9 protein-coding genes are annotated in these 14,883 nt (G+C 64.7%); 4 read left to right on the forward strand and 5 right to left on the reverse strand.

The window, feature by feature from the left end; all coding sequences use genetic code 11:
* Positions 1–111: 111 nt before the first annotated feature.
* Both AB4Y31_RS16810 and typA read right to left on the reverse strand, forming a co-directional pair.
* Positions 112–2,967, reverse strand: a complete 2,856-nt coding sequence (locus tag AB4Y31_RS16810) for a 2-oxoglutarate dehydrogenase E1 component (RefSeq protein ID WP_368674883.1) — start codon at positions 2,965–2,967, stop codon at positions 112–114.
* A 246-nt stretch (positions 2,968–3,213) separates the two neighbouring features.
* Positions 3,214–5,040 (reverse strand): translational GTPase TypA, encoded by a 1,827-nt coding sequence (typA, locus tag AB4Y31_RS16815; RefSeq protein WP_368674884.1) that lies wholly within the window; start codon positions 5,038–5,040, stop codon positions 3,214–3,216.
* A gap of 304 nt (positions 5,041–5,344) precedes the next feature.
* Here typA and AB4Y31_RS16820 point away from each other — a divergent pair, with 304 nt between their 5' ends.
* The 4 genes from AB4Y31_RS16820 to AB4Y31_RS16835 all read left to right on the forward strand — a co-directional run bounded on the left by AB4Y31_RS16820 (position 5,345) and on the right by AB4Y31_RS16835 (position 10,288).
* A complete protein-coding gene (locus AB4Y31_RS16820) occupies positions 5,345–5,821 on the forward strand; it encodes a MarR family winged helix-turn-helix transcriptional regulator (protein WP_051089957.1) in 477 nt (158 codons plus the stop codon).
* Positions 5,822–5,847: 26 nt separating this feature from the next.
* A complete protein-coding gene (locus AB4Y31_RS16825) occupies positions 5,848–7,347 on the forward strand; it encodes an efflux transporter outer membrane subunit (RefSeq protein ID WP_368674885.1) in 1,500 nt (499 codons plus the stop codon).
* Positions 7,348–7,426: 79 nt separating this feature from the next.
* The gene (locus AB4Y31_RS16830) at positions 7,427–8,689 is read left to right on the forward strand and encodes an HlyD family efflux transporter periplasmic adaptor subunit (RefSeq protein WP_368674886.1); all 1,263 of its coding nucleotides are present in this window, start codon (positions 7,427–7,429) and stop codon (positions 8,687–8,689) included.
* Between the two features lie 36 nt (positions 8,690–8,725).
* A complete protein-coding gene (locus AB4Y31_RS16835; protein WP_018438723.1) occupies positions 8,726–10,288 on the forward strand; it encodes a DHA2 family efflux MFS transporter permease subunit in 1,563 nt (520 codons plus the stop codon).
* Positions 10,289–10,373: 85 nt separating this feature from the next.
* Here AB4Y31_RS16835 and truB read toward each other — a convergent pair whose 3' ends face one another.
* From truB to infB, 3 genes are all read right to left on the reverse strand, one after another.
* A complete protein-coding gene (gene truB / locus AB4Y31_RS16840; RefSeq protein ID WP_368674887.1) occupies positions 10,374–11,327 on the reverse strand; it encodes a tRNA pseudouridine(55) synthase TruB in 954 nt (317 codons plus the stop codon).
* Positions 11,328–11,349: 22 nt separating this feature from the next.
* Positions 11,350–11,718, reverse strand: coding sequence for a 30S ribosome-binding factor RbfA (gene rbfA / locus AB4Y31_RS16845; RefSeq protein ID WP_107149531.1), 369 nt, complete (start codon positions 11,716–11,718; stop codon positions 11,350–11,352).
* A gap of 181 nt (positions 11,719–11,899) precedes the next feature.
* Positions 11,900–14,821, reverse strand: coding sequence for a translation initiation factor IF-2 (infB, locus tag AB4Y31_RS16850; protein WP_107149532.1), 2,922 nt, complete (start codon positions 14,819–14,821; stop codon positions 11,900–11,902).
* Between the last annotated feature and the right edge of the window lie 62 nt (positions 14,822–14,883).

Below are 14,883 nucleotides of genomic sequence, written 5' to 3' on the forward strand. Positions count from 1 at the left end.
ATCTAGTGTGGGTGCGCGAATCGGATCCGTGGCGTTTGCGCCCGCTCATTAGCGGATACGCCAAACGACACGGGAAAGCGTCGTAACGCTTTCCCGATCCGGTTCATTTCGTTATTTAGCGATCGATGCGCTCTTCAAGCGGCCGAACGCGCCTTCGACGAGCGCCTTCTGTTGCTCGTAGTGCTTCGCGTAGTAACCGACCGCCGGCGAGGCCGAAGCCGGACGTCCGCTGTAGGCCAGCTTCTGCCCTTCCTTCATGCCTTCTCTCAAGTGATGCTCGATGTAGAACCACGGGCCTTGGTTTTGCGGCTCGTCTTGCACCCACACCACTTCCGTCGCGTTGTCGTACTTCTTCATTTCCGTTTCGAACTGCTTGTGCGCGAACGGATAAAGCTGCTCGATACGAACGATCGCGACGTCGTTCGCTTTCGCTTCGCGGCGATGCGCGACGAGGTCGTAATAGACACGGCCCGAGCAGACGACCACACGCTTCACCTTCTTCGCGTCGATGCCCGCATCGACTTCGCCGATGACGGTCTGGAACGCCCCACTCGCGAGCTCCGACAGATCCGAGATGGCCTCCTTGTGGCGCAGCAGCGACTTCGGCGTGAAGACGATGAGCGGCTTGCGGAAGAGGCGGATCATCTGGCGACGCAGCAGGTGGAACACCTGTGCGGGCGTCGTCGGCTGCACGACCTGCATGTTGTTCTCGCCGCAAAGCTGCAAGTAGCGCTCGATGCGCGCCGACGAGTGCTCGGGGCCCTGACCTTCGTAGCCGTGCGGCAGCAGCATCGTCAGGCCGGACACGCGGCCCCACTTGACTTCACCCGACGAGATGAACTGGTCGATCACGACCTGCGCACCGTTCGCGAAATCGCCGAACTGCGCTTCCCAGGCGACGAGCGTATTCGGCTCGGCCGTCGAGTAGCCGTATTCGAAGCCGAGCACGGCTTCCTCGGAGAGGACCGAGTCGATGACGGCGAACTTCGCCTGACCCTCGGCGACGTTTTGCAGCGGGATGTACGTGCCGTCGTTCCAGCGCTCACGGTTCTGATCGTGCAGCACCGCGTGACGGTGCGTGAACGTGCCGCGGCCCGAGTCCTGACCCGTGAGGCGCACCGCGTAGCCCGACGCCACGAGCGACGCATAGGCGAGGTGCTCGCCCATGCCCCAATCGAGCGGAGCGTCGCCGCGACCCATCGCGCGACGATCGTTGATGACGCGTTCGACGAGCGGATGGACCTTGAAGTTGTCGGGAACCGTCGTGATGCGCTCGGCGAGGCGCTTCAGCTCGGCAAGCGGAACGGCCGTATCGGCCGCGTCGGTCCACTTGCGGTTCAGGAAAGGTACCCAGTCGACCGCGTACTTGCTCTTGTAGTTCGAGAGCACCGGATCGATGGTGTGATGGCCCTGGTCCATCGCCTCGCGATACGCCTTGACGAACGCATCGACGTCTTCGGCGCGGATCACGCCCTGCTGCACGAGCTTTTCGGCGTAGAGCGCGCGCGTGCCCGGATGCTGGGCGATCTTCTTGTACATCAGCGGCTGCGTGACGGCCGGCGTGTCCTGTTCGTTGTGGCCGAGCTTGCGGAAGCAGACGATGTCGACGACGACATCCTTTTGGAACTGCATCCGGAAATCGATCGCGAGGCGCGTGGCGAGCACGACGGCTTCGGGATCGTCGCCGTTCACGTGCAGCACGGGCGCTTCGATCATCTTGACGACGTCCGTGCAATAGAGCGTCGAGCGCGCATCGCGCGGATCGGACGTGGTGAAGCCGATCTGGTTGTTGATGACGATGTGCAGCGTGCCGTGCGTGCCGTAGCCGCGCGTTTGCGCGAGGTTCAGCGTTTCCATCACGACGCCCTGGCCCGCGAACGCGGCGTCGCCGTGAATCTGCACGGGCAGCACTTGCGCGCCCTGGTCGTCGCCGCGGCGGTCCATGCGCGCCTTCGCCGAGCCTTCGACCACCGGATTGACGATTTCGAGGTGCGACGGGTTGAACGCGAGCGACAGGTGCACCGGGCCGCCTTCGGTCGAGACGTCGGACGAGAAGCCCTTGTGGTATTTCACGTCGCCGGCCGGCAGATCGTCGACATGCTTGCCTTCGAATTCGGCGAACAGATCCGACGGCATCTTGCCGAGCGTGTTCACGAGCACGTTCAGTCGGCCGCGGTGGGCCATGCCGATGACGATTTCCTGCACGCCCTTCGCGCCCGCGTGATGAACCACTTCATCCATGGCCGCGATGAAGCTCTCGCCGCCTTCGAGCGAGAAGCGCTTCTGGCCGACGTAGCGCGTGTGCAGATAACGTTCGAGGCCTTCGGCGGCCGTCAGGCGGTTGAGAATGTGCTTCTTCTTCTCGACCGGGAAATTCGGCGTGGCGCGGATCGATTCGAGCCGTTCCTGCCACCAGCGCTTTTGCTCCGGATCGCCGATGTACATGAACTCGGCGCCGATCGTGCCGCAGTAGGTGTCCCGCAGCGCCTTCACGATCTCGCGCAGCGATGCCTGCTCGAAGCCGAAATAGAGATTGCCGGCGCTGAACGTCTGGTCCAGATCGGCTTCGGTGAAGTCGTAGAACGCGGGTTCGAGTTCGGGGATCGCGGGGCGCTCGCGCCGTTTCAGGGGATCGAGATTGGCCCATTGCGAGCCGAGGAAGCGATAGGCGCTGATGAGGGACTGAACGTGGACTTGCTTGCGCGCGGTGGAGAGATTCTCGCCGGCTTCGCGTGGGATGAACGCGTTGGCCTTGGCGCGCTGGGCGAACGATTCGACGATGGGGCCGTGGGCCACGTCGCTCGCGTTCGTGCCGTCCGAGGCGGGAACGTTTTGCAACGCGTCGAAATATCCGCGCCAGTTCTCCGGCACCGATGCCGGATTGTCCAGATACTGCTCGTACAGTTCTTCGACGTACGGAGCATTGCCGCCGAACAGATACGAGTTCAGCTGAAATTGCTTCATCATGTTTACGCTCACTTTTCTTCGAGCTTCTCGAGAAATAGCGGGTTACTCAACCTTCCGCGACACGGCCTGACCGTTTAGCGGATTGCGCGAATCAAGTCTTGCTTGGAAGGACCTAAAACTAGCAACGCGCAGCATAGCACAGAAGGGTGTTCCATATCGGGACAACTGTGCCGCTCGAACGACAAAAAGCCGCTTCAATGAGCGGCTTTTTGTCATTTTCTTCATCGTTGCGTGAAACGTGGACGATCAGTCGAGCACGGCCTCGCGGCTCGCACGGCGACGCTCGTGCTCCTTCAGGTAGCGCTTGCGCAGACGAATCGACTGCGGCGTGACTTCCACGAGTTCGTCGTCGTCGATGAATTCGACCGCGTATTCGAGCGTGAGCTGGATCGGCGGCACGAGCCGGACCGCCTCATCCGTGCCCGAGGCGCGGACGTTGGTGAGCTGCTTGCCCTTGATGGGATTGACGACGAGATCGTTGTCGCGGCTGTGAATGCCGATGATCATGCCCTCGTAAAGCGCGTCGCCCGGCTTCACGAACATGCGGCCACGGTCCTGCAGCTTCCAGAGCGCATAGGCGACGGCCGCGCCGTCGTCCTGCGAAATCAGCACGCCGTTGCGCCGCTCGCCGAGCGAGCCGTCCTTGACCGGCGCGTATTCGTCGAACACATGGCTCATCAAGCCCGTGCCGCGCGTGAGGGTCATGAATTCGCCCTGAAAGCCGATCAGGCCGCGCGCCGGGATCCGATACTCGAGCCGAGTGCGGCCACGGCCATCGGAAGCCATGTCCTGCAGCTCGCCCTTGCGGCGGCCGAGTTCCTCCATGACGCCGCCCTGGTGGCCGTCTTCCACATCGACGGTCAGCAGCTCGTACGGTTCGTGCTTGACGCCGTCGACTTCATGCATGACGACGCGCGGACGCGAAACGGCGAGCTCGTAGCCTTCCCGGCGCATGTTCTCGACGAGGATCGTGAGGTGCAGCTCGCCGCGACCCGAGACTTCGAAAACCGTCTCGTCGCCCGTGTCGCGCACGCGCAGCGCCACGTTGTGATTGAGCTCGCGCATCAGACGGTCGCGAATCTGCCGGCTCGTGACGAACTTGCCCTCTTTGCCCGCGAGCGGCGACGAGTTGACGAGGAAGTTCATCGTCAGCGTCGGCTCGTCCACCGTGATCATCGGCAGCGCTTCCGGCGTATCGGGCGCGCAGATTGTCGCGCCAATGCCGATATCCTCGATGCCGTTCACGAGCACGATATCGCCCGCTTCGGCCTCTTCGACCTGCACGCGCTCGAGCCCGCTGAACGACAGCACCTGATTGATCTTGCGATTCAGCAGTTCGCCTTCGGGGCCGAAGCGCACGACGACCGGCTGGCCCGGCTTGATCCGCCCGCGCGTGATGCGGCCGACGCCGATGCGGCCCACGTAGGTCGAGTAGTCGAGCGACGTAATCTGGAGTTGCAACGGCGCATCGGGATCGGCCGGGCGCACCGGCACGTGCTCGAGAATCGCCTCGAAGAGCGGACGCATGTCGCCCTCGCGCGCGCTCGGGTCGAGCGACGCATAGCCATTGAGGCCCGATGCGTAGACGATCGGAAAGTCGAGCTGATCTTCCGTCGCGCCGAGCTTGTCGAAGAGGTCGAAAGTCTGATTGATGACCCAGTCGATGCGCGCACCGGGCCGATCGATCTTGTTGACGACGACGATCGGCTTCAGGCCGAGCGCGAGCGCCTTTTTCGTCACGAAGCGCGTCTGCGGCATCGGGCCTTCGACGGCGTCGACGAGCAGCAGCACCGAATCGACCATCGAGAGGACGCGCTCGACTTCGCCGCCGAAATCGGCGTGGCCCGGCGTGTCGACGATATTGATGTGCGTGCCCTCATATTCGACCGCGCAGTTCTTGGCGAGGATCGTGATGCCGCGCTCACGCTCGATGTCGTTCGAGTCCATCACGCGCTCGGCGATCTGCTGATTGTCGCGGAACGTGCCCGATTGGCGGAGCAGCTGGTCGACGAGCGTGGTCTTGCCATGGTCGACGTGGGCAATGATTGCGATGTTGCGGAGGGCGCGAGTCATAGGAGGCGGATCTGAAGGTGGCGCGCACGACTGAGCACGCACTTTGGAGAACTGGAAAGTATAGCACGCTCGGATGATGAGAATTGCTGCGGCGTGATCCGCCGACCCCACTCCATTGATGCGCAGTTGCGAGCAGACTTTTTCGCGAGCTGCGAGAATACGCCTTCTCCGCGTTCGTTTAATGCGCCGGGTGGCCCGCGGAGGTCGTCCCTCGCTGTGCTCGTGCAACGAAATAGTTGCCGAGGCAGGTTTTTTTTGACTAAAATCATGCCTAGGCAACTATTGCAATCTCATGAAAACTGACATGACGAATTCGCCGAACCCCGTGCCGCGCGTGGTATGCGACTTCCAGCTCGAGGAGGCCGTCGGCTACCTGCTCGCACGCACCAAGTCGAATCTCTCGAACCTCGTGACGCAGCGTACGATGAGCGAGCTCGGCATCACGAGCACGCAGGGCAGCATGCTCTTCATGATCGGCACGGGCCGCTGCCAGCTCGCCGCCGATCTCGCCCGTCACTACGGCATCGATGCGAGTGCGGTCACGCGGCTCATCGACCGCCTCGAAAAGCGCAAGCTCATTTCGCGCGTGCGCAGCAGCGAGGACCGCCGGGCCGTGCGTCTCGAGCTCACGCCCGAAGGCTATGCGATCGCGGCGCGCATGCCCGAGCTCTTCGGCGAGGTGACCGACAAAGCGCTGGCCGGCTTCACGTCCGAGGAAGTCGGATTTCTGAAGACCATGCTGAGACGCATCCTCGCGAACACGGGCGAGCAATGTCCATGACTTCAATTCCAACAAAAGGCGGTGCAATGACATCTCTTCGGCGTTCGTCAAGTCGATTCGGCCGTCGCGGCGGGGTGGCCGCGGCGATAGCGGCGCTCGTGCTCGCCGGCTGTGCCAACTACGCCGGCATCAAGAGCGACAAGACCCCTCAGCCGGCCACGAGCTTCGAGACGCGGCAAAGCCTGCCGTCCGAAGGCGGGCAATGGCCGTCGCTCGACTGGGCCAGCCAGTTCGGCGATCCGCAGTTGCCGAAGCTGATCGCCGAGGCGCTCGACGGCAATCCCACGATCGCTCAGGCGCAGGCTCGTATCGCGAAGGCGCAGTCGTTCATCGAGAGCTCGCGCTCGAATCTCTCCCCGAAAGTCAACGGGAGCTATTCGTACACGCGCGAACGTCTTTCCGCTAACGCCCTCTATCCCCCGCCCTACGGCGGAAGTTGGTTCTCGGAAAACAACCTGCTCGCAAGCGCGTCCTGGGATCTCGATCTGTGGGGCAAGAATCGTGCGCGGCTCCAATCGGCCGTCTCGCAGGAAAAAGCCGCCGAGGCGGATTTGCAGGAAGCGCGCATCACGCTTGCTTCGTCGGTGGCGAGGGCCTATAACCAGTTGGCACAGCTCTATGCATTGCGCGACATCGCGGTGCGCGAAATCGCCAATCGCAAGGACGTCAGCGCGATCACGAACGGGCGCGTCACGGCCGGCCTCGACACGAACGTCGAAAAGCAGACCGCGCTCGGCAACATCGCGACGAGCCAGACCAACCTCTCCGATCTCGACGGCCAGATCACATCGGTGCGTTATCAGTTGGCGGCGCTGCTCGGCAAGGGGCCCGACCGCGGGCTGCAGATCGCCGAGCCTGTGCTGTCGCCGGGCGGCGCCGTGACGCTGCCCGACAATTTGCCTGCCGATCTCGTCTCGCGCCGGCCCGACATCGTCGCGGCCCGCTGGCAAATCGAAGCGGCGTTGCACGACGTCAAGGAGGCGAAAGCGGAGTTTTTCCCCGACATCAATCTGGCCGCGACGCTCGGCTTCGACACGTTCTGGTGGAGCCGCTTTCTGACGGCCGGAAGCCGCCAGATCCAGGCGGGTCCCGCGATTCACCTGCCGATCTTCGACGCGGGCGAGTTGCGCGCGCAACTCAAGGGGCGCTACGCCGATTTCGACCTCGACGTGGCGAACTACAACCAGACGCTCGTCAACGCGCTTTCGGACGTGGCGACGCAAGTCGCGTCGATCCGTGCGATCGATCGTGAGATGGGCGATGCGCAGCGGGCGCTCGACGCGTCGAGCGAGGCGTACCGGCTCGCCGTGATTCGCTACAAGGCCGGCCTGTCGCCGCAGTTGCAGGTGCTGACGGCCGACGACAACCGGCTCGCCGCGGAGCAGACAGTGACGAACCTGAAGATGCGGCGTCGCGACCTGCAGCTCGCCTTGATCAAGGCGCTCGGCGGCGGCTTCGACGCACAGGCGGCCGGCGTGGCCGTCCCCGTCGCCGACGAGCGAACGATACGAACCCAAGATCGATAACTGAAATTCGACCACTCGAACCTCAGAGCAAGAGGGCCTGAAGGCCCGAGGCGAGACCCGAGAACCGGAGAGCATTTCCATGAGCGAGACCCAACAAACCGCCGCGCCCACTCAAGCGCAAACGCCGCCGTCGGGCAACGGCAAGCGAAAATTTTTGATGTTGCTGCTCGTCGGCGTGATCATCGTCGCCGCGATCGCGTACGGCCTCTACTACTTCCTCGTCGCCCGCTACCACGAGGCGACCGATGACGCGTATGTGAACGGCAACGTCGTCCAGATCACGCCACAGGTGACGGGCACCGTCATCGCCGTCAATGCCGACGATACGCAAAACGTCAAGGTCGGCGATCCGCTCGTCGTGCTCGACGGCGCGGATGCGCGCGTCGCGCTGGAGCAGGCCGAGGCCAATCTTGCGCAGACCGTGCGCCAGGTTCGCGGCGTTTTCGTCAACAACGATCAATACCGGGCGCAGGTGGCCGAGCGCCAGGCCGATCTTTCGCGCGCGCAGGACGACTTGCGCCGTCGTCTGACCGTTGCGCAGACGGGTGCGGTCTCGCAAGAGGAAATCTCGCACGCGCGCGACGCCGTGAAAGCCGCGCAGGCCGCGCTCGACGGGGCCCAGCAACAGCTTGCCTCGAACCGCGCGCTGACCGCGAACACGACGATCGCCACGCACCCGAACGTGCTCGCCGCCGCGGCGAGGGTCCGCGACGCCTATTTGAACAACGCGCGCAACGTGCTGCCCGCGCCCGTGACCGGCTATGTGGCGAAGCGTTCGGTCCAGGTCGGCCAGCGCGTGTCGCCGGGCACGGCGCTCATGGCCATCGTGCCGCTCAGCTCCCTCTGGGTCGACGCGAACTTCAAGGAAGTGCAGCTCAAACACATGCGCATCGGCCAGCCCGTGACGCTGACCGCCGATGTCTACGGCTCGTCCGTCGTCTATCACGGCACCGTGGTCGGGTTCTCGGCCGGCACGGGCTCGGCGTTCTCGCTGCTGCCCGCGCAAAACGCGACCGGCAACTGGATCAAGGTCGTGCAGCGCCTGCCCGTGCGCGTCGCGCTCGACCCGAAGGAATTGCAGGCGCATCCGCTGCGCATCGGCCTTTCGATGCAGGTCGACGTCGACATCAAGAACGACAACGGCAGCCAGCTCGGCAATGCGCTGAACACGATCTATCAGACGGACGTATTCAAGAAGTACGGCGATCAGGCGGATGCCGAAATCGCGCGCATCATCGCCGAGAATGCCGGCCCGAACGCGAACGTGCCGGCCGCGCAAGCGAAGGTGCCCGCGGCGCGCGGCACGGCCGCCAAGGTCGCGAGCGGCGCGTCGTTGATGTAAGCGCGCGAACGAACTTCTATCGAAAGAGAAAGCGCAATGGCTCAGCAGCAAGTCACGCATCCGCCGCTAAGCGGTGCGCAACTCGCGATCGGCACTGTCGCCGTCTCGCTCGCCGTGTTTATGAACGTGCTCGATACGTCGATCGCGAACGTGTCGATCCCGACCATCTCGGGCGACCTCGGCGTTTCGTCGGACCAGGGCACGTGGGTCATCACGTCGTTCGCCGTCGCCAACGCGATCTCGGTGCCGCTCACGGGCTGGCTGACCGATCGCATCGGCCAGGTGCGGCTCTTCCTCGCATCGATCGTGCTGTTCGTCGTCTCCTCGTGGATGTGCGGCCTTTCGCCGACGCTGCCGTTCCTGCTCGTTTCGCGCGTGATTCAGGGCGCCGTGGCCGGGCCGATGATTCCGCTCTCGCAAACGCTGCTGCTCGCGAGCTATCCGCGCGCGAAGGCGCCGCTCGCGCTCTCGATGTGGTCCATGACGACACTGATCGCGCCCGTCGCCGGCCCCATTCTCGGCGGCTGGATTTCCGACAATATCTCGTGGCCGTGGATCTTCTACGTCAACATTCCCGTCGGCGTCGTCGCGGCCATTGCGACGTGGGCGATCTTCCGCAAGCGTGAATCGCTCATCAAGAAGGCACCGATCGATACGGTGGGGCTCGCGCTGCTCGTGGTATGGGTCGGCTCGCTGCAAGTCATGCTCGACAAGGGCAAGGACCTCGACTGGTTCTCGTCGGCGACGGTCGTCGCCCTCGCGCTGACGGCGCTGATCGGCTTCGCGTTCTTCGTCGTCTGGGAGCTGACGGCCGAGCATCCCGTCGTCGATTTGTCGCTCTTCAAGAAGCGCAATTTCACGGGCGGCACGGTCGCGCTCTCGATCGGCTATGGGCTCTACTTCGGCAATCTTGTGCTGCTGCCGCTCTGGCTGCAGACCGACATCGGCTATACGGCGACCGACGCCGGCCTCGTCATGGCACCCGTGGGCGTCTTCGCGATCATGCTGTCTCCGCTGACGGGCAAGCTCCTGCCGCGCATGGATCCACGCCGGATCGCGACGGCCGCTTTCTGCGTGTTCGCGCTTTGCTTCTGGATGCGCTCACGCTACACGACGGGTGTCGATACCTGGTCGCTCACACTGCCGACGCTCGTGCAAGGGATCGCCATGGCCGGGTTCTTCATTCCGCTCGTGTCCATCACGCTGTCCGGGTTGCCCGGTCATCGAATCGCGGCCGCTTCCGGGCTGTCGAATTTCGTCCGCATCATGTGCGGCGGCATCGGCACGTCCATCTTCACGACGGCTTGGGACCATCGCACGAGCTTCCATCACGCGCAACTGACCGAGCGCGCGAGCACGTTCGATCCGACCTTCACGCAATCGATGGCGCAGATGGGCGCGGCAACGGGCACGGATCCTTCGCAGCAGTACGGGCTGTTCGATCGGCTCGTGACGCAGCAAGCCGCGCAGCTCGCCGTCAACGACCTCTTCTATCTGTCGGCCGTCATCTTTATCGTGTTGATCGGCCTCATCTGGATCACACGGCCGGAGCGAGCCGGCGGCGGCTCCGCCAGCGCGGCGGCATCGGCGGCGCACTGATTAGGGCGCACAGAGGCGGCGCACCGAGGGGACCGAGACAGCCCCTTCAACGAGCGTACTGAGCGTTGGGGGCTGCGGTTCAGATTTATTTCACCGTGATGAGGCGCTCCGGCGCCAGCACGCCCGCCACGGCGCGCGCCACGCCGAGCAGCGCGCCGTCATCGGCCCGATACACGCGAACCCGCGCGCCCTCGGCCGGATCGCCTTCCGTTGTCGAGCCGACGAGCTGAGACGTTTCGGCGAGGCGCAGCCGCTGACCGTGCTGAAAGCGCCGCGCTTCTTCCTCTCCCAGCCGAACCGCCACGAACGTCGACAGCAAGGCGTCGACGGGCCGCAGCACTGAATCGCGCGCGGAGGCTTCCATCATCGACAACGCGTCGAGCGTCACCGCATGCTCGAGCGTCAGCGCGCCGACGCCCGTGCGCCGCAAGGCGACGAGATGCGCACCGCAGCCGAGGGCTTCGCCGATATCCTCGGCGAGCGTTCGGACATAAGTGCCCTTGCTGCAGGTGACGCGAAACGTGATGTCGGGCAGCGCGCAACCGAGCGCCTCGAGCGAGCGGATCGTCACAGTGCGGCCCTCGCGCTCGACGACCTGCCCCGCCCGCGCATACGCATAGAGCGGCTTACCGTCACGCTTTAGCGCCGAGTGCATCGGCGGCACCTGAACGATCTCGCCGCGAAAGCGCGCAAACGCGGCCGCAAGCGAAGCGTCGTCGACATCGACGACCGCGCGCGTTTCGAGCACTTCGCCCTCCGCATCTCCGGTCGAGGTGCGAATGCCGAGGCGCATCGTCGCCTCGTAGGTCTTGTCGGCGTCGAGCAAGTCCTGCGAAAACTTCGTCGCCTCACCGAAGCAAAGCGGCAGCAGACCCGACGCAAGCGGATCGAGCGTTCCAGTATGACCGGCTTTCTGCGCGAGAAAAATGCGCTTGGCGGCCATCAGCGCGTCGTTGCTCGAGAGCCCGACGGGCTTGTCGAGCAGCAGTACGCCGTCGAGCGCGCGGCGCGGCACGCGCGGGCGTTGAGGTTGGTTCATGGCGAGGGCGGAGCGTGCGAGATCAGTCGTCCTTCGCACGCGTCGCGTTCGCCTGATCGATGAGGCGCGACATTTCGACGGCCTTTTCGATCGTCTTGTCGTAGTGGAAATGCAGCGTCGGAACGGTGTGGATGTGCAACCGCTTGAAAAGCAGATTGTGCAGGTGTCCCGCCGCATGGTTGAGCGCCGCCTGCGTCGCGTCGGGGTCGCCGGAGAGCGTCGTGAAGTAAACCTTCGCGTGCGCATAGTCGGGCGTCAACTCGACGCTTTGGACTGTGACGAGCCCGATGCGCGGGTCCTTGACCTCCCGCATGATGAGTTCCGACAGATCGCGCTGGATCTGATCGGCGATCTGCACATTGCGGTTCGGGGTATTACGTTTCTTCGACATGGCGAATTCCTGATGCCAATTCCTGATTCGATCGATGCGCGCTCGGCTGTTCGGCCGTTCGGCCACTCGGCGGCGTTCCGGTTTTCATGCAGCCCGCGCCGACTCGCAGCCGCCACAAAAGCAACGGGCGGGACGGGCCACGAAGCCCATCCCGCCCCAACCTTCTTTCAGCGCGCCGGGCTTACAGCGTCCGTGCGACTTCGGTCACTTCGAACACCTCGAATTGATCGCCTTCGACAATGTCGTTGAAGTTCTTGATCGACATGCCGCACTCGAAGCCTTGCTTCACTTCCTTCACGTCGTCCTTGAAGCGCTTCAGCGAATCGAGCTCGCCCGTGTGGATGACCACGTTGTTGCGCAGCACGCGCACCGACGACGTACGCTTCACGACACCGTCCGTCACCATACAGCCGGCAACGCTGCCGACCTTCGGCACGCGGAACACCTGACGCACCTCGACCATGCCCGTGACGACCTCGCGCTTCTCCGGCGCGAGCATGCCCGACATCGCCGCCTTCACTTCATCCACGGCGTCGTAGATGATGTTGTAGTAACGGATATCGATGCCGTTCGACTCGGCAACCTTGCGCGCCTGAGCATCGGCGCGCGTGTTGAAGCCGATGATGACCGCCTTCGATGCCGTCGCGAGGTTGACGTCCGATTCGCTGATGCCGCCAACGGCGCTGTGCACGATCTGCACCCGCACTTCGTCGGTCGAGAGCTTCTGCAGCGCCTGCACGAGCGCTTCCTGCGAGCCTTGCACGTCCGCCTTGACGATGAGCGGCAGGTTCTTGACCTCGCCTTCGCCCATCTGCTCGAGCATGCTCTCGAGCTTCGCGGCCTGCTGTTTCGCAAGCTTCACGTCGCGGAACTTGCCCTGGCGGAACAGCGCGATCTCGCGCGCCTTGCGCTCGTCCTGCAGCACCATGACCTCTTCGCCCGCCGCCGGCACTTCCGAAAGCCCTTGAATCTCGACCGGGATCGATGGTCCCGCCGTCTTCGTCGCCTTGCTCGTTTCGTCGAGCATCGCGCGGACACGGCCGTAGGCGCTGCCTGCGAGCACGACGTCGCCACGCGTGAGCGTGCCCGACTGCACGAGAATCGTCGCGACAGGGCCCTTACCCTTATCGAGCTTCGCCTCGATGACGAGACCCTTCGCCGGCGCCTCGACCGGCGCCTTCAACTCGAGCACTTCGGCCTGCAACAGAACGTTCTCGAGCAGATCGTCGATGCCATCGCCCGTCTTGGCCGAAACCGGCACGAACGGAGAATCGCCGCCGTACTCTTCCGGCACGACACCTTCGGTGACGAGCTCCTGCTTGACGCGCTCGGGGTTCGCCTCCGGCTTGTCGATCTTGTTGATGGCGACGACGATCGGCACGCCGCCCGCCTTCGCGTGAGCGATCGCTTCCTTCGTCTGCGGCATGACGCCGTCATCGGCCGCCACCACGAGAATGACGATGTCCGTCGCCTTCGCGCCGCGGGCACGCATTGCCGTGAACGCTTCGTGACCCGGCGTATCGAGGAACGTGATCACGCCGCGCGGCGTCTCGACGTGGTAGGCGCCAATGTGCTGCGTGATGCCGCCCGCCTCGCCGGCCGCGACTTTCGCGCGGCGGATGTAGTCGAGCAGCGACGTCTTGCCGTGGTCGACGTGGCCCATGACCGTGACGACGGGCGGACGCGGCAGTTGCTCCGCGTCGCTCGCCTCGCCTTCGACGAGCAGCGCTTCCGGATCGTCGAGCTTGGCCGCGACCGCATGGTGCCCGAGTTCCTCGACGACGATCATCGCCGTCTCCTGGTCGAGCATCTGATTGATCGTGACCATCTGGCCGAGCTTCATCATGATCTTGATGACCTCGGACGCCTTCACGGACATCTTGTGCGCGAGATCGGCGACCGTGATCGTTTCCGGCACGTGCACCTCGCGGACGATCGGCTCGGTCGGCGCCTGGAACGACGTCGCCGCTTCCTGATGCTTGCCTCGCCCCTTCGGGCCGCCGCGCCAGCCGCGGTCCACACCGCCGCTCGAATCGCCGCGCGTCTTGATGCCGCGCCGCTTGGCGGCGTCGTCCTGCCAGCCGCCCTTGCCGCCGGGCTTCTTCTTGTCCGCGGACGGCTGAGCCGCCGGAGCGGGCGTCTGAGCCGCACCCGGTGCCGCCTTGCGCGCGGCCGGACGGGACGCCGCGGCGCCTTCCGGGCGCGCGGGCTTGTGCAGCGTGCCCTTGCCTTCGGCCGTCTTCGCCGCTGCTTCAGCGGGCTTCGCCGCCGGTGCCGGCTCGGGCGCCTTCACCTGGGCCCGGCGCGGGGTATTCATCATTTCGCGAATCGCGCGCGCTTCGGCCTCGGCCGCCGCGCGACGCTTGGCGATTTCCGCCTGCTCGGCGCGCGCCTTCTCGGCAGCTTCGCGTGCCGCATCCTCGGCCTTCTTCGCAGCCTCGCGCTGCGCGGCCCGCTCTGCGGCGGCACGCTCTTCCGCGGCCGCACGCTCGGCGGCGGCGCGCTCGTCGGCCGCGGCGCGTTCGTCCTCGGCCGCGCTGCGCTCGGCTTGCTCGCGCGCAGCCACTTCGGCGCGTTTTTGCGCCGCTTCTTCCTCGGCGCGGCGGCGCTCGGCCTCCGCGGCCTGTTCGCGGGCCTGACGCTCGGCTTCCTCGCGCTCGAGGCGTTCCTGGCGCTCCTTCAATTCCTGCGCCTGCTTCTCGAGCAGCTCCGCTTCGCGGCGGGCTTCTTCCTCACGCCGCTGCAGCTCGGCGCTTTCGTCCGCCTGGCCGGCGACATCCGCCGCGGCCGCTTCGCCCGGCTCCTCGCGCTTGACGAAGACGCGCTTCTTGCGCACTTCGACCTGAATGGTGCGAGCCTTGCCCGTCGCGTCGGATTGCTTGATCTCCGACGTGTGCCGGCGGGTCAGCGTGATCTTGCGCTTGTCCGCATCGGTCGAACCGTGTGCCTTGCGCAAGTGGTCGAGCAGGCGCGCCTTGTCCGATTCGGACAGGGCATCGTCTTCACTCGCTTTCTGTACACCCGCTGCCTGAAGCTGCTCGAGGAGCACTCCAGCAGGCATTTTCAGTTCCGCGGCAAATTGGGCTACGTTGTTACTCGCCATTCATTCCTCTTAGTGCAAGGACCGATTCCTTGCGGTTAGCATCGGGGTGTGCGGCCAGCCTC

Source organism: Trinickia sp. EG282A, assembly GCF_040965455.1.
Taxonomy (GTDB): domain Bacteria; phylum Pseudomonadota; class Gammaproteobacteria; order Burkholderiales; family Burkholderiaceae; genus Trinickia; species Trinickia symbiotica.

Coding starts and splice junctions, on each gene's coding strand:
- AB4Y31_RS16825 (WP_368674885.1), top strand. CDS start 5,848: ATGACATCTCTTCGGCGTTCGTCAAGTCGATTCGGCCGTCGCGGCGGG.
- AB4Y31_RS16810 (WP_368674883.1), bottom strand. CDS start 2,967: ATGATGAAGCAATTTCAGCTGAACTCGTATCTGTTCGGCGGCAATGCT.
- rbfA (WP_107149531.1), bottom strand. CDS start 11,718: ATGTCGAAGAAACGTAATACCCCGAACCGCAATGTGCAGATCGCCGAT.
- AB4Y31_RS16820 (WP_051089957.1), top strand. CDS start 5,345: ATGACGAATTCGCCGAACCCCGTGCCGCGCGTGGTATGCGACTTCCAG.
- AB4Y31_RS16830 (WP_368674886.1), top strand. CDS start 7,427: ATGAGCGAGACCCAACAAACCGCCGCGCCCACTCAAGCGCAAACGCCG.
- infB (WP_107149532.1), bottom strand. CDS start 14,821: ATGGCGAGTAACAACGTAGCCCAATTTGCCGCGGAACTGAAAATGCCT.
- truB (WP_368674887.1), bottom strand. CDS start 11,327: ATGAACCAACCTCAACGCCCGCGCGTGCCGCGCCGCGCGCTCGACGGC.
- typA (WP_368674884.1), bottom strand. CDS start 5,040: ATGACTCGCGCCCTCCGCAACATCGCAATCATTGCCCACGTCGACCAT.
- AB4Y31_RS16835 (WP_018438723.1), top strand. CDS start 8,726: ATGGCTCAGCAGCAAGTCACGCATCCGCCGCTAAGCGGTGCGCAACTC.